Genomic DNA, 14,360 nt, shown 5'->3' with positions numbered 1-14,360 from the left:
ATTTAACTGGAGGTATTTGATTATGTCACAAAGCTTTTTGGAATCTGTGCAAGCCAGACGTACTTACTACGGAATTAGCAAAGAATCCGTTGTTTCTGATGAGAAAATCGTAGAATTGGTTAACGAAGCCGTTAAGCATTCACCTTCATCCTTTAACTCTCAAAGTGCTAGAGCAGTTGTCCTGCTTGGCGAAAATCATGATAAATTGTGGAGCATTGTGCTGGAAGCACTTCGCGCAATCGTTCCTGCTGATCAATTCGCTTCGACAGAAGGCAGAATTGCTTCTTTTAATAATGGCTACGGCACGATTTTGTTCTTCGAGGATCACAATGTGGTTGCAGGCTTGCAGCAGCAATTCCCTTCGTATGCCGACAACTTCCCGCTTTGGTCGCACCAATCCTCGGGCATGCTGCAATTTGTAGTATGGAATCTGCTGGAAGAGGTAGGCTTCGGCGCTTCCCTGCAGCATTACAACCCGCTTATCGACGAAAAAGTAAAAGCGACATTTGGCCTGCCAGAATCATGGGGTCTGATTGCGCAAATGCCTTTCGGCAAGCCGACAGCAGAGCCAGGCGAAAAAACATTCCAGCCGCTTGAAGATCGCGTTAAAGTATTCAAATAAGCTTTAATATAGTACGGATAAGCTTTAAATCGTTTAAATAGAACCGAACAACCTCCGAAGCTTGCTTCGGAGGTTGTTTTTGCATGTTGCTTTTTACTCCTCGAACCGAATAAACTTGTGTATTTTACGATTTGCTGGCGAATAGGGGTAAAAACATGTACAATAAAAACCGATACATCATTATAGAGCTTTTTTAGACCAGCAGAGCCAAGCGATTTGGTTCAAGGAGGAAATTATGAGTATCGATCCGCGCATTATGAAGCAAATGATCAAGACGCAGCTTGCTCCTAATCTTGACTTTAAGACAGTAGCGAACCCGCTAGGCACGAATAAGGACAAAAGTGTGACTTCGTTGTTCGACATGCTGCTGTCCCAATATATGCATGAAGCTTCGAACGGCTCAAGTGAAGGCACGGATGTATCTGCTCAAGCGTCCGAAGCGCTGGCGCAGCTTGCCAGCTTGAATAACGCTTATCAGGCTGAGGGCGAGACGTTTGCAGCTGGCTCCACCGACTATGATGCGATGATTGCCCAGGCTGCAGCCCAATATGGCGTAGATCCCGCCTTGATTCGCGGCGTCATTCGCACAGAGTCCGGTTTCCAGCCAGATGTCGTATCTGGCGCAGGAGCCAAAGGGCTCATGCAGCTGATGGACGGCACGGCACGCGGCCTTGGCGTGACAGATTCGTTAAATCCGCAGCAAAATATCGATGGCGGCACCCGTTATTTATCCTTTCTGCTTCGCAAGTACAATGGCAATGAGCAAGTAGCTCTAGCCGCGTACAATGCCGGTCCGGGCCGTATCGACCGCCTCGGTATTACGACAGACAGCGAGCTGATGGCGAATTTGGACAAGCTTCCTGAGGAAACGCAGCGCTATATTGTGAAAGTACAGGCAGCGCGTTATTAAGGAGCTGCGAGGAAATAAGAACCGCTTTTGTCAATAAATTAGCGGTACTTTATTTCGTCGCAGTCTCTAGGCTGTAAAAGCACTTCTTTTAGATCACGAATGGCAGCTAGCTTGCCGTCGCTGATCTTTTTATTTTTTCTAGTAGGAAAGGAACGTTTGGCTCATGTTATATTTCGATCATTGCGCATCTTCGCCGCCTTACGAGGAGGTTATTGATACGCTGGCTGAGGTGATGAAGGCGCATTATGCGAATCCATCATCGATTCACCATGCCGGTGCAGATGCAGATAAGCTCATTTCCCGCTCGCGTTCGCTGCTTGGCGAGCTGTTCGCCGTGAAGGCTGAGGAATGGCTGTTCACTTCTGGCGGCACGGAGAGCAACAATCTCGCGATTAAAGGAGCGGCAAAGCAGTACCAGAGCCGGGGAAAGCATCTAATTACGACCCAAATGGAGCATGCCTCCGTCTACGATACGTTTAAGCAGCTCGAGCAGGAAGGCTACGAGGTTACTTATTTGCCCGTTGACGATAAGGGGCAGGTAGTGCTGGAAGCGCTGCGATTGGCTTTGCGGGACGACACGATTCTCGTCAGCATTATGCATGTGAATAATGAAGTTGGCAGCGTGCAGCCGCTCGCAGATATTGGCAAGCTGCTGCAAGGGTATCCGCGCACGCTATTGCATGTGGACGCGGTGCAAAGCATCGGCAAGCTGCCGATTGATGTGCGAGGCTGGGGTATTGATCTGCTCAGCGGCTCTGCACATAAGCTGCGCGGTCCCAAAGGGATCGGCTATTTGTACGTCCGCGAGGGCGTAACCCTAACGCCGCTGCTTTCAGGCGGCTCGCAGGAGCAGGGCATGCGCGCCGGGACGCAAAATGTGCCCGGCATCGTGGCATCGGCCAAGGCGCTGCGCATGGCGATGCAGTCGGCGCAGGAGCGGCGCGAGCGGATGTACCGTCTGCGCCAGCAATTGACGGAGTTCGTTGAGGCTGCGCCGGAGCTGGTATTGAATGGCGGGGCGCCGGAGAGCATGGCGCCGCATATTGTCCATTTTTCCTATCCGGGCATGAAGCCGGAGGTTGTCGTTCATATGCTGGAGCAGCATGGCATTATCGCTTCTACGAAGTCGGCTTGCTCCTCGCGCGACAATAAGCCGAGCCGGGTGCTGCTTGCAATGGGACTGGGGCAGGAACGGGCAGCCAGCGGCGTGAGAATTAGTCTGGGCGACGAGCATACAGAGCAGCATATTTTGCAGCTGTGCGAAATGCTGCGCCTTACAATAAGCAAGCTTAAGCCGCTTGAAAGGAGCGCAAGGTAAAGTGATGTATGATAAAATAATCATTCGCTACGGCGATCTGGCAATGAAGGGACGCAACCGCGGAATGTTTGAGAAGCGGATGCTCCAGCAGCTTCAGTTGCGATTGAAGGATTTTGCCGCGCTGACGTATTCAAAAATGTTCGGGCGGCTTTATATTAATTTAAACGGGGAAAATTACTCGCTTATCGCTGAGAAGGTCAAGGACGTTTTCGGTATTTCGACCTTTAGTCCAGTCGTAAGCGTTCAACCGGAGCTGGAGGAAATTCGGGCAGCAGCGCTTGCGCTGATGAAGGCTATCCCACAGGAGCCCGCTACCTTTAAAGTGAGTGCAAAGCGCGCATGGAAGAAGTTCCCGCATACGTCGCAGGAGATGAATCATTTGGTTGGGGCCCACGTACTGCGTGCGATGGACAACTTAAAGGTTGATGTGCGGAGGCCCGAGGTGGAGCTGAAGGTCGATATTCAGGAGGAAGCGGCTTATATTTTCAACGAGGTCGTTGATGGCCCAGGCGGCTTCCCGTTCGGTACGAACGGCAAGGCGATGCTGCTATTATCTGGCGGCATTGACAGTCCAGTAGCGGGATGGATGGCGATGCGCAAAGGGCTGGAGCTGGAAGCGGTCCATTTCCACAGCTACCCGTTTACGAGCGAGAAGGCGAAGGAGAAAGTGATCGAGCTTGCGAGAAGGTTATCCTATTACAGCGGCGCTCCGCTGAGGCTGCATCTGGTGCCTTTTACGGAAGTTCAGACGACGCTTGCCCAGTCGGGACAGGACCCGCTTATTATTACGCTAATGCGCCGGGCGATGCTTCGCATTACGGAGAGCCTTGCCGAGAAGAACGGAGCTCATGGAATCGTGACGGGCGAAAGCTTGGGCCAGGTAGCGAGCCAAACGCTCGTCAGCATGGATGTCATTGGGCGTGCGACTGTGCTGCCGCTGCTGAAGCCGCTTGTTATGATGGATAAACAGGAAATTATTAATGAGGCGGAGCGTTTGGGCACGTTTGCGACGTCGATTTTGCCATATGAGGATTGCTGTACGCTATTTTTGCCGAAATCTCCAAGCATTAAGCCGAATTTGCGGTTTGTAGAAAAGGTGGAAGGCTACCTGAATCAGCAAAAAAATCTGGAGCAGCTGCTGGATGAGGCTGTGCAGCAAACAGAAGTGCTGCTGCTGACGCCGGAAGATCCTGAGCCGGAAGCAAGTGCCGGTGAAGACCGCTGGTTCTAAAAATCAACGATTAACGGCTTGCTGTAAGCCGCTTTAAGACATAGGCCGACTTGCCATGTGAAATGGTGGGCGGCCTTTTTTTTTGTAAGAGAGAAGAAAGGGCAGTACCCCGCATTAGGCTTTCCGGCATATTCGCTCCAGCTTGGACATACAGGTGGTAGTATAGGGGGCGAGTACTATGGACAGCTTTTTCATATTTATACAAATCATTCTGATTAATCTTCTGCTAAGCGGCGATAATGCTATTGTAATCGCAATGGCGAGCAAGCATCTGCCGGAGCATCAGCGCAAGCGGGCGATCTGGTGGGGGACAACGGCTGCTGTTGTCCTGCGCTGCGTGCTGACGCTGGCGGCGATTTCCTTGCTTCAGACGCCGTTCTTGCAGGCCATTGGCGCCGTGCTGCTGTTTTATATTGCAGTCAAATTGCTGGCCGATGCGGGGGAGTCCGGCGGAGGAGGCGTGGCCTCTCATAAGGTGAAGCGGGCAACATCGCTGCCTGCTGCGATATGGACGATTGTGACGGCTGATTTTGTAATGAGCCTGGATAATGTGCTGGCGATCGCGGCTGTGGCGAAAGGGCAGACGCTGCTGCTGCTGCTCGGCATTGCACTGAGCATTCCAATGATTATTTGGGGCAGCCAATTGCTGACGAAGCTGCTGCAGAAATTTCCTTCACTTATATATATTGGAGCGGGCTTGCTCGGCTTTGCGGCGGGCGGCATGCTTGTCCATGACCCGGGCATGCATCGCCTGCTGTTCAGCAGTTCAGCAACGGCAATTGAAGCGATTCCGCTGCTCAGCATCCCGTTCGTCATTATTATCGGCATCCTGATGCGCCGATCGGCGCTGGCCTAAGCTTTCATCCCTGTCGATATGCAGCAAGGAAGCGTGCTAGAATCAGGCATCGTGCGGCTATAAGAAGCGGTTTGCTAATTTTTTTTTCATGTTGCCCTTGTTGCACTGGTATTTTTACTTCACTTCCTTTAAACTAGTAAAGATAAAAACTGTCGTCTTTCGTCAGGATATGCGTAAGGCGTTGTAAGGAGCGGAAGCGCGGATGCCTAACAACAAATATTCCGCTGGAATTATTGTGCTGCTGGCTGGTATCGTAATATTGCTTGGCAAACTGGGTGTGTTCAGCTTTTTGGGATCCAATTTTTGGCCGCTTCTCGTTCTTATTCCGGGAATTCTGCTGCATGTGCTGTATTTCGGCAGGTTGTTTCCGGCAGTTGTGCTTATTCCAGGAGGCATGCTGATCGTTTATTCGATTTTGTTCATGCTTTGTATCATGTTCGGATGGGATACGCTCAAATATGTTTGGCCGCTGTTTATAACGGGTGTAGCGGTTGGGCTGTACGAGTACCACTTGTTCGGCGCATCCCGCGAACGCGTTTTTTTTAACGCCTCCGCCATTCTCGCTGTTACATCGGCTGTACTGCTGATTTTGGCGCTCGTTTGGAGCTGGGGGATATATGCGATTGCTATTATCCTGATTGCGGCCGGAGCATGGATGATGATGGGGAAACGATCCCGCTGGTAGACGGCAAGCAATCGGTTAGGATTATACAAAATTAGACAAATGGAGTGGATTATTAGTTATGCAAGCAAGAGAGAACATTCGGAACATCGCGATTATCGCGCACGTTGACCACGGCAAAACAACGTTGGTTGACAAACTGCTTCAGCAATCAGGAACTTTCCGTGAGAACGAAGCGGTTCAGGAGCGTGCGATGGATTCCAACGATCTAGAGCGTGAGCGCGGCATTACCATTTTGGCGAAAAATACTGCGATTACGTACAAAGATTATTTGATCAACATCGTTGATACACCAGGACATGCTGACTTTGGCGGCGAAGTTGAACGTATTATGAAAATGGTTGACGGCGTATTGCTCGTCGTTGATGCTTTCGAAGGGTGCATGCCGCAAACGAAATTCGTATTGCGCAAAGCATTGGAATCGAACCTGAAGCCTATCGTAGTATTGAACAAAATTGACCGTCCTAATGCTCGTCCATCAGAAGTTGTGGATGAGGTGCTTGACCTGTTCATCGAGCTAGGTGCAAGTGATGAGCAACTGGAGTTTAATGTCGTTTATGCTTCCGCATTGATGGGCACTTCGAGTCTTGACCCTGACAAACAAGATGAGAACATGGAAGCGATGTATGAAACGATCATCAACCATATTCCTTCGCCAACAGAGAATGTAGAGGAGCCGCTGCAATATTTGGTGACGCTGCTTGACTATAATGAATACTTGGGTCGTATTGCGGTTGGCCGTGTAAACCGTGGTATCGTTCGTCAAGGTCAGACCGTTGCCGTTATGACGCGTGATGGCGGCAAGAAGCAGGCTAGAATCGAGAAGCTGTTCGGCTTCCAAGGTCTGAAACGGATTGAAATCGAAGAAGCAGGCGCTGGTGATATCGTAGCCATTGCAGGTATTAAAGATATTAACATCGGTGAAACGATTGCTGATCCAGCGAATCCGGAAGCTTTGCCGGTTCTGAAAATTGACGAGCCGACGCTGCAAATGACGTTTCTTGTCAACAACAGTCCTTTTGCTGGTCGCGAAGGCAAATGGGTTACTTCCCGTAAACTGCGTGAGCGTCTGTTCAAAGAGCTTGAGACGGATGTTGCTTTGCGCGTAGATGAAACAGATAGCCCGGATGCTTTTATCGTATCGGGACGCGGCGAGCTTCACTTGACGATTCTGATTGAGAACATGCGTCGTGAAGGCTTTGAGCTGCAAGTATCGAAACCGGAAGTAATCGTTAAGGAAATTGACGGCGTGAAGCAAGAGCCTTACGAGGGTCTGATCATTGACGTGCCGGAAGAAAGCATGGGCGCTGTTATGGAGAGCCTTGGCTCCCGTAAAGCTGAAATGGTCAACATGGTGAACAACGGCACAGGCCAAGTTCGCTTGGAGTTCATTATCCCAGCTCGCGGCTTGATCGGCTACCGTACCTCTTTCCTTACGCTTACACGCGGCTACGGCATTATGAACCATGCATTTGACAGCTACGGTCCGCTTGCTGGTTCTGGCGTTGGTGGACGTCACCAAGGCGTTCTTGTCGCTACTGAGAACGGCGTAACGACTTTCTACGGCATGATGGGCGTAGAGGATCGTGGTATTCAGTTCCTGGAGCCAGGTACAGAAATTTACGAAGGCATGATCGTTGGCGAGCACACGCGTGACAATGATATCGTCGTTAACATTTGTAAAGAAAAGCAATTGACGAATATTCGTTCCGCTGGTAAAGACGATACCGTTAAACTCAAAACGCCTCGTCTGTTCTCCCTGGAGAGCGCGCTTGAGTATTTGAACGATGACGAATATTGCGAAATTACGCCGAAGTCGATTCGTCTTCGCAAAAAAATCTTGAACAAAAGCGAGCGCGAGCGTGCAGAAAAACAACGCAAAACATCACAAGCTGGCGTTTAAGGCGCTAGCCGCCTGATTGGAGGTTTAACGGCATGCAGCAATGGTTTAGTGATCATTGGGTCGTTTCTTATTTGCTTATATTAGGATTCACGATCTATATTTTCAATACCGTGTTTCGGGCGAATAATGCGAAGCTGCCAATTCTAAAGGAAGTACTGGTTTACATTTTGATCGTATTCGGTTCTTTCGTACTTTGGATTTTACAGGTGGATTCGCTGCCGATTATTCAATGTATGGGAATTGCTGTATTAATGATGCTTATGCTTCGCGGTCGCCAGCTGTATGACAAGCTGCAAAGTAAACGGGCAGGCAAGCACGCTGTAAAGGAATCAGACTCCGGAAGTAACGGCATATGAGACGTTAGCGTGTTCTTAAGATCGGATCTGCCTTCTGCAGCAGCGATATCCGCGAGAATTCGTGGGTATCGCTGCTTCTTTGCGTAAATGAGGACAGAAACGAAATCCAAAGGATTTGAAGGTGGTTGCTATGAGCGAAGGCTCTAAAGGATTACCCCCTAGAACGGCTGCAAGCAGGCCGGGCGGGGCCAAGAAAACAGCTCCGAAGCCAAAGAAGAAAAAGAAAAAAGGCAGCGTTTGGATTAAAATTATGTTTGCTGTGCTTTCCGTTCTTATTTTAATTATGTTATATGTCGGTTATCTTGCTTACGTGGCTACCAATGCGGTTGATACGATTGGAACGGCGAACAATATTGTCGTGCCGGAAGAAGAGTCTGTTAAGAAAAAGCCTACAGGCATGGTGCTGCTCGGTATTGACTCACGTGAAAAAGGCGGCGGTTTAAATACCGACGTGATGCTGGTAGCTATTTTTAATCCAAATTCAAAATCAGCGTCCGTCATCTCGATTCCACGGGATTCAGTGCTGCAAGTAGATGGTTATCGCGAGCGGAAGGCGAATGCGAATTACAGCACTTTTTTCAACAATGCCCGTTCTGAGAAAAATATGGACAAAGAAGCGGCAGAGAAGGAAGCAAAAAAGGAAATTCGCGAAATGCTGTCCAAATATTTTGGCGTTGATTTGAAGTATACCGGTATTATTAACTTTAAAGGCTTCACCGATGTTGTTGATGCGCTTGATGGCGTTGAGGTGAATGTGGAGATGGACATGCGTTACCGGGATACAGCCGATGGCACTAACATTAATTTAAGCAAGGGCCAGCAGGTGCTTGATGGGAAAAATGCCCTCGATTATGTGCGCTATCGCAAATCGAATCAGGGAACAGCCGAATCGAGCGACTTCGACCGCAATCGTCGGGAAATGGAAGTCATTGGAGCGATTTTTGATAAAATGAAATCGTTTGAGGGCGTTACGAAATACGATAAGGTCATCGGCGCAGTCGGCAGTAATTTGACGCTCGATATGCCTCCGTCTGAAATTAAAAATATGCTCAGTACATATTTGGGTATGGGCAGCTCCGATATTACGTTCCAAGCGTTAAACGGAACGTGGAAGAGCCCATATGTATATGTCGATTCCACATCGCTTGAGGAGGCGCGCGCGGTACTTCAGGCAAAAATGGCTGAATAACCATAGACGCTGGATTCAATAATGGCTATAATAGAAGCTAAGGATACCGAATGCTATTCCTGTTAGAAGGAGGTCATGCTGATGACCGTATTCTTAGCCGCCAATTTCGAGCAACTCATCGAAGCTGATTGCATGCCTCGTTTTGAACGTGGTTTTGCTGGTGTGGCTATGACGGCAGAAGCTTGTCCAATCGTCATTTCGGTTATCTGTACTTCTCGTGAACAAGTATGTACGCCTATAAGAAAGCCTGACGATCATAGGGTCGTCAGGCTTTCTGTGCGTTTGCGCTAGCGGTTAATGCTTGTCCACATGCGTTGCGTGCTTTTGGATTTGCTTCTCATGGAGCTGATGCTCCTGCTCCTGCATGCGAGACTGGGTGTGCGATTGCGTCTGTGGCTGCTCCGGCTGATGAGGCGTCACATTGCGTGGGATTTGCGGCACGATGCGGCTGATAATATCGGCCATTTCTTCAGCGAAGCCCTTAATCGGCTTTCCGCGCCGAATATCGGCTCCCATTTCCTTCAGCCGCTGTGAGACGTCCATATCGGCTGTTACGACAGCATCCATACCATAAGGATCTTTATGGAAAGCTTCGGCAACGGAATATTTAATCGTACCAATTCGAGCACGATCCAGCTTACTGTCGACATCGATGCCGACAACGGCTGTTTTACCAAGCACGACGCAATGCGCGTTGCTTACGCCGCGAACGCCTTTTGCAAGCTTTTCAAGATGATCAGCGACTTCCTTATTCGTTTTCAATGGTTTAACGGAATCTTCCGCAAGCTGCTGCGCCCTTACAGCGCCATTCGCATGATTTTCCTGTGGAGAGGGTGATGCCATTTCGTTTCGCTTGACGGTGCTGCAACCAGCCGCAATAACAGCGATTGCGATCAAAACCAATAACCGTTTATACACGTGAGCCACCTCGTCTTTCTTGTTGCAGATCGTTATTCAGAACCTAGTGTACCCGCAGTATAGTATGGCTATGTATAGGCCTTTCAATTGAATGTCCACGCCGGGAGGGTTTTTCATGAAAAAAATATTCGTGCTCGATACAAATGTGCTGCTTCATGATCCGCAAGCGATCTTCGCCTTTGGCGATAATGAAGTAATCATTCCCGCGGTGGTATTGGAAGAGATTGACTCCAAGAAAAGATTGGCAGACGAGCTTGGCCGCAACGCCCGCTCTATCTCACGTACGCTCGATAAAATGCGTGAGCAAGGACGGCTTCACGAAGGTATTCCGCTGCCTGGCGGCGGCGTTCTCAAGGTAGAATTAAATCACCGCAGCTTCGTGCGGGTTCAGGAAATGTTTGGCGAGATGTCTAATGACAACCGAATATTGGCGGTTGCTCTGAACTATCACTTAGAGCAATTGGATCGTCAGGAAATAAGCTCTGTCGTGCTGGTGAGCAAGGACGTGCTTGTCCGCATTAAAGCGGATGTGCTCGGCCTGATGGCAGAAGATTACATGTCTGACCGCATTGTAGCCCCTTCTGACGTATACGCCGGATATGTGACGTTGTTCGTTCATCCTTCGATTATCGACGAGTTTTATTCGTACCGGTTTTTGACGGTGAAAAATTTGCAGCTTGGCAGCAGGCTGAATCCGAATGAATTTGTCATTTTGCGAGATGAAATGGGCACCTCCAAGTCCGCGCTGCTCAAAGTGTCGCAGGATGGGATTAAGCTGGAGCCGCTGTTCCTCAGCAATGATCCGGTGTGGGGCATTACGGCCCGCAACGCGCAGCAGCGCATGGCGCTGGAGTTGCTGCTTAACGATGAAATTCCGCTTGTCACCTTAACGGGTAAAGCTGGCACAGGCAAAACACTGCTTGCTCTGGCTTCGGGCCTGCTCAAGGTAGAAGATGAGCATAAATACAAAAAACTGTTAATTGCCCGTCCGGTCGTTCCAATGGGCAAAGATATCGGGTATTTGCCAGGGGAGAAGGAGGAGAAGCTGCGGCCTTGGATGCAGCCGATCTACGACAATCTGGAATATTTATTCGATACGAAAAAATCCGGGGATATTGAGAAAATATTGATGGGTCTTGGCAGCATTCAAGTAGAAGCGCTGACCTACATTCGTGGGCGCTCCATTCCGGGCCAATTCATTATCATTGATGAGGCTCAGAACTTGACCAAGCATGAGGTGAAGACAATTGTATCGCGTGTAGGCGAAGGCAGTAAAATCGTCCTTATGGGCGACCCAGAGCAAATTGACCATCCGTATTTGGATGCGACCAGCAATGGCTTAACGCATATTGTAGAGCATTTCAAAAACGAAGGCATTAGCGGCCATATGACGCTGGAGAAGGGCGAACGCTCCAAGCTGGCTCAGCTGGCAGCGGATTTGCTTTAAGCGCTGGCTCTTGTTCTTAGCTATCAGCTTTCTAAGCTGAGGTATGCTTTAATTTCTTTCATTGAGCCGCTGCAAATAAGGCGAAAATGAAATCATTGGTTTATATAAGTGGACTGCGACGAAATGAGCGCAGTCCTTTTCTCTGCGCTTTCCCATTTGGTGAAAATGGCAAAGCGGAATGAAAGGTTTGAGCTGTAGAAGCGGAGCGTTCGCATTTGCCGATGGATTTCTATGCTTTAGCGTAAATTCCATGGAATCCATCGGCAATAGCGATCGAAAGCCAAACCTTTCATGCAGCGCAGCTCCTTTTTCACCAATACTCCGCTCTCTACTAATTTGGACAATACTTGCATTAATTGCTATGATATAAAATGTGCCCAGATGAAAGTAGAGGGGAAGGGTTGCTGTGTCGATCAGGAAATATGCTACAATGACAGCGGTTTTGGCTTTATTCATTATTATTTTTCTTCTATTAAACTTTAGCGACAGGACCCTTAACCGGGCTGAAAATTTAAATAGAGATACGAATGCCGAGCCAGCGGGCGGAGAAGAGCAGGCAGATCAATCGCAGATACTAAATGTAACCGTTTCCATGGATGAGAATGAATTTTCTAAGCTTAAGGAAGCGACAAATAGCTATCAAATGAAGCATGCGAATACAATGGTCAAGCTGACGAATATAGTGGATGAAGGCGACGGCTATGCCCAGTGGAAAAAAGCGCTGGAGCTTGGAGCAGCACCGGATGTTATGCTCATGGACAGCGAATGGGTGCGCGAGTTTGCGGTGCGCGGCTTGCTCAATCCCGTCGATGTGCCCAGCACCTCTGATACAATGGCTGAGCGTCCTGCAAGGCTGCTTGACCCGCTGAGGTGGAACAGCTATTTGTGGGGCATCCCTGTTGATGCAGACCCTTACGTGACGGTATGGAACAAGGCTTTGCTCGCTGAAGCGGGCTTGTCGAAGCCACCAGCGGATTGGGATGCTTTTGGCAATCTGCTTCATAAGCTGGAAAGTGGCGGCCAAGAGTGGCAGGCGATTTATGCAGAGCCTCATAATGTCGCATCCTTGCTTGTGTGGCTGGATGAATGGACAGCAGAGGGAGAAGAAGCTGGAGCGGCATATTTGCATTTTGACAGCAAGGCTGTGCAGGAACAGCTAAAACGTCTGGAGTCGATATCGGGGCGAATTACAGCAACAGCTCTGGCAGACTATAGCTTGTCTACAGGCACACAAATGGTGGAGCAGCATATTGCCGCTGCCAGCATTCCATGGTCCGTTTACAGCAAGCTATCTGCGAAGGAGCAAAGCAAGCTGCTGCTGGATAAAGGTGCGATTCATGACGTATGGCTTGGAAGCAGGAGCTATGTCGTGGCCGGAACGAGTAAAGTGAAGGAAGAAGCTTTTACGTGGATTAAAGAAATGGTGGAAATTGCCGGGCAGCAGCAAAGCTATGCGACAACGGGGAAGCTGCCAGCCAAAAATTCCTTGTATACAGGGTCCGATAATATTCAGGAGAGCGGTACAGCGGGGGCCGGCAGTCCGCCGCAGTGGTGGCTTAAGGTGCTGAACGGCGAGCCTTCCGCTCAGCCGACTGATCCCGATTGGCACGAGCGCTGGATGCATGCGCAGCAGCTATGGCGGCAATATGCAGAAGGCGAAATCACAATGAAAGCATTCGTACAAGCTATAGGGACATCCCTATAGCTTGACTTGTAACGTGACGATAAGCTCATCGTCTTTAATTTCCACTTCAGTTGCTTGCAGGAAGGAAATAATCAAGGAGGGATAGAAGCCAAGGTCAAACTGCTTCTCCAGCTCCTGCTTAGTCGTGTCAGGCAACGATAGACCATTGAATAGAAGCTCGTCTACATGAAAAATAATGCCATTGCGCGGCTCTTGTTCAACCGTATAATGGCCGGTCACGCTTAACTCCAGCGCATCCCGCTTGCCATAGGCGGTCAAGGAGCCATCTTCAAAGGAGAAGGAAAATTGCTTAAAGCGCTCATCTTGTTCCCGCAGAAAGGCATTCAGGGCATCCTCGGGAATGCGAATCGTATACGTTAGGCCACTCGTTTCCAAATATTGCTTATTGTTTTGCAGCCACTCCGGCAGCTTCTGCATCGCTTTCGCTAAGGCGCTAAAGTGCTGCTTAACTTCATAAAGGCCAACCGACTCCCAGTACTTGGTCAATTCCTCCATCATAAGCCGCAGCTTGTCGGCATCCGAACGCCCGGCAAGTCCGCCTTCTATTTGCTCCTGCAGCGTTAGCACTCGGGCACGCTGTTCTTTCAGCCGCTGCTCGATTGAGGCGAGCTCTTGCTGCTTCTTGCCAAGCTGCTCGATTCCTTTCGCGAGCTGGGCATATTCCTCCTTGTACAGCTTCATCACATCGCGGTCATGTGCGAAAATCAAATCGGCATATTCCATAACCATCAAAAAATCCGACAATGATCGTGACGATAACAGCGCAGTCAGCCATATATCCCGATCCCCCATATAATAAGCACGCAGTACTTTACCGGCTTGCTCGCGCTTGTGAGCGATTTGTTGCTCCTGTTCTTCCAGCGCTTGCTTGGCGCTTGCTGTCTCTTTGGTCAAGTCGACCTGCTGCACTTGAACGCGCTTGATTTCATTATCAATTTCGACGACGGACAGGCTTTTTTCCAGCAGCAGCCGAGTTTCCTCGCTATTAGAGGTCGCGGGCTCGGCAAATGCAGGCATTACGCACCACAGGGACAGCATGCTGGCCATCAGCGCAAGCAGCGCGAACCGTGTAGGAAAGCTTTGAAATGCCACTCTCGGCCTCCTCTCTTCTTGGTCATTATATGCGGCGAATTATTCTATTATATCTTACATTTGGAAAAGCATGAACAGGACTATAGGGCAATTATCGCGGCATTTTACGCGTATGCGGGCCATTTTGCACA

The 14,360-nt window shown here is 49.5% G+C and carries 15 protein-coding genes; 12 read left to right on the top strand and 3 right to left on the bottom strand.

Features of this window, described 5'->3' with window-relative positions:
* Positions 1–22: 22 nt before the first annotated feature.
* From ASF12_RS27805 to ASF12_RS27760, 10 genes are all read left to right on the top strand, one after another.
* Positions 23–622, top strand: coding sequence for a nitroreductase family protein (locus ASF12_RS27805; protein ID WP_046230385.1), 600 nt, complete (start codon positions 23–25; stop codon positions 620–622).
* Between the two features lie 235 nt (positions 623–857).
* Entirely contained in the window at positions 858–1,532 is a 675-nt protein-coding gene (locus ASF12_RS27800; protein WP_056041684.1) for a lytic transglycosylase domain-containing protein, read from the top strand.
* Positions 1,533–1,695: 163 nt separating this feature from the next.
* Complete coding sequence (locus ASF12_RS27795) at positions 1,696–2,850, top strand: cysteine desulfurase family protein (protein WP_056041682.1); 1,155 nt, start codon at positions 1,696–1,698, stop codon at positions 2,848–2,850.
* Position 2,851: 1 nt separating this feature from the next.
* Positions 2,852–4,081 carry a tRNA uracil 4-sulfurtransferase ThiI gene (gene thiI, locus ASF12_RS27790; RefSeq protein WP_056041680.1) on the top strand — a complete coding sequence of 410 codons (1,230 nt, stop codon included), beginning with the start codon at positions 2,852–2,854 and terminating at the stop codon, positions 4,079–4,081.
* Positions 4,082–4,259: 178 nt separating this feature from the next.
* On the top strand, positions 4,260–4,937 hold the full coding sequence (locus ASF12_RS27785; protein WP_056041678.1) for a TerC family protein: 678 nt from the start codon (positions 4,260–4,262) through the stop codon (positions 4,935–4,937).
* A 202-nt stretch (positions 4,938–5,139) separates the two neighbouring features.
* Positions 5,140–5,622 (top strand): hypothetical protein, encoded by a 483-nt coding sequence (locus tag ASF12_RS27780; protein ID WP_046230390.1) that lies wholly within the window; start codon positions 5,140–5,142, stop codon positions 5,620–5,622.
* 58 nt (positions 5,623–5,680) lie between these two features.
* Positions 5,681–7,522 carry a translational GTPase TypA gene (typA, locus tag ASF12_RS27775; RefSeq protein ID WP_056041676.1) on the top strand — a complete coding sequence of 614 codons (1,842 nt, stop codon included), beginning with the start codon at positions 5,681–5,683 and terminating at the stop codon, positions 7,520–7,522.
* 32 nt (positions 7,523–7,554) lie between these two features.
* Positions 7,555–7,878 (top strand): YlaH-like family protein, encoded by a 324-nt coding sequence (locus tag ASF12_RS27770; RefSeq protein ID WP_056041674.1) that lies wholly within the window; start codon positions 7,555–7,557, stop codon positions 7,876–7,878.
* Positions 7,879–8,008: 130 nt separating this feature from the next.
* Positions 8,009–9,067: an LCP family protein gene (locus tag ASF12_RS27765; RefSeq protein WP_056041672.1), complete on the top strand. Its 1,059-nt coding sequence runs from the start codon at positions 8,009–8,011 to the stop codon at positions 9,065–9,067.
* 81 nt (positions 9,068–9,148) lie between these two features.
* The gene (locus ASF12_RS27760; protein WP_056041670.1) at positions 9,149–9,358 is read left to right on the top strand and encodes a hypothetical protein; all 210 of its coding nucleotides are present in this window, start codon (positions 9,149–9,151) and stop codon (positions 9,356–9,358) included.
* A 3-nt stretch (positions 9,359–9,361) separates the two neighbouring features.
* Here the strand turns inward: ASF12_RS27760 and ASF12_RS27755 are convergent, their stop codons facing one another.
* Positions 9,362–9,985 (bottom strand): YhcN/YlaJ family sporulation lipoprotein, encoded by a 624-nt coding sequence (locus tag ASF12_RS27755; RefSeq protein ID WP_081419092.1) that lies wholly within the window; start codon positions 9,983–9,985, stop codon positions 9,362–9,364.
* Between the two features lie 115 nt (positions 9,986–10,100).
* On the opposite strand from ASF12_RS27755, the gene ASF12_RS27750 reads away from it, so the two are divergent.
* A complete protein-coding gene (locus ASF12_RS27750; RefSeq protein ID WP_056041668.1) occupies positions 10,101–11,432 on the top strand; it encodes a PhoH family protein in 1,332 nt (443 codons plus the stop codon).
* 48 nt (positions 11,433–11,480) lie between these two features.
* On the opposite strand, the gene ASF12_RS27745 is transcribed toward ASF12_RS27750, so the two are convergent.
* Positions 11,481–11,888, bottom strand: coding sequence for a hypothetical protein (locus ASF12_RS27745; protein WP_056041666.1), 408 nt, complete (start codon positions 11,886–11,888; stop codon positions 11,481–11,483).
* Here ASF12_RS27745 and ASF12_RS27740 point away from each other — a divergent pair.
* On the top strand, positions 11,863–13,137 hold the full coding sequence (locus ASF12_RS27740; RefSeq protein ID WP_081419091.1) for an extracellular solute-binding protein: 1,275 nt from the start codon (positions 11,863–11,865) through the stop codon (positions 13,135–13,137). The genes ASF12_RS27745 and ASF12_RS27740 overlap by 26 nt on opposite strands.
* Here the strand turns inward: ASF12_RS27740 and ASF12_RS27735 are convergent.
* Complete coding sequence (locus tag ASF12_RS27735; RefSeq protein WP_056041663.1) at positions 13,132–14,229, bottom strand: hypothetical protein; 1,098 nt, start codon at positions 14,227–14,229, stop codon at positions 13,132–13,134. The two genes, ASF12_RS27740 and ASF12_RS27735, sit on opposite strands and share 6 nt — an antisense overlap.
* Positions 14,230–14,360 lie beyond the last annotated feature (131 nt).

It is taken from the genome of Paenibacillus sp. Leaf72 (assembly GCF_001422685.1).
In the GTDB taxonomy this organism is placed as follows: domain Bacteria; phylum Bacillota; class Bacilli; order Paenibacillales; family Paenibacillaceae; genus Pristimantibacillus.
The sequence above is the reverse complement of the archived record's forward strand: the minus strand, read 5'-3'. Positions and strand labels throughout refer to the sequence as shown.

Excerpts from the sequence above, each read along its gene's own strand:
- ASF12_RS27780 (WP_046230390.1), top strand. The coding sequence starts at position 5,140 with ATGCCTAACAACAAATATTCCGCTGGAATTATTGTGCTGCTGGCTGGT.
- ASF12_RS27795 (WP_056041682.1), top strand. The coding sequence starts at position 1,696 with ATGTTATATTTCGATCATTGCGCATCTTCGCCGCCTTACGAGGAGGTT.
- ASF12_RS27745 (WP_056041666.1), bottom strand. The coding sequence starts at position 11,888 with ATGAATAAAGCCAAAACCGCTGTCATTGTAGCATATTTCCTGATCGAC.
- ASF12_RS27800 (WP_056041684.1), top strand. The coding sequence starts at position 858 with ATGAGTATCGATCCGCGCATTATGAAGCAAATGATCAAGACGCAGCTT.
- ASF12_RS27760 (WP_056041670.1), top strand. The coding sequence starts at position 9,149 with ATGACCGTATTCTTAGCCGCCAATTTCGAGCAACTCATCGAAGCTGAT.
- ASF12_RS27785 (WP_056041678.1), top strand. The coding sequence starts at position 4,260 with ATGGACAGCTTTTTCATATTTATACAAATCATTCTGATTAATCTTCTG.
- ASF12_RS27805 (WP_046230385.1), top strand. The coding sequence starts at position 23 with ATGTCACAAAGCTTTTTGGAATCTGTGCAAGCCAGACGTACTTACTAC.
- ASF12_RS27765 (WP_056041672.1), top strand. The coding sequence starts at position 8,009 with ATGAGCGAAGGCTCTAAAGGATTACCCCCTAGAACGGCTGCAAGCAGG.
- ASF12_RS27740 (WP_081419091.1), top strand. The coding sequence starts at position 11,863 with ATGACAGCGGTTTTGGCTTTATTCATTATTATTTTTCTTCTATTAAAC.
- ASF12_RS27770 (WP_056041674.1), top strand. The coding sequence starts at position 7,555 with ATGCAGCAATGGTTTAGTGATCATTGGGTCGTTTCTTATTTGCTTATA.
- ASF12_RS27750 (WP_056041668.1), top strand. The coding sequence starts at position 10,101 with ATGAAAAAAATATTCGTGCTCGATACAAATGTGCTGCTTCATGATCCG.
- typA (WP_056041676.1), top strand. The coding sequence starts at position 5,681 with ATGCAAGCAAGAGAGAACATTCGGAACATCGCGATTATCGCGCACGTT.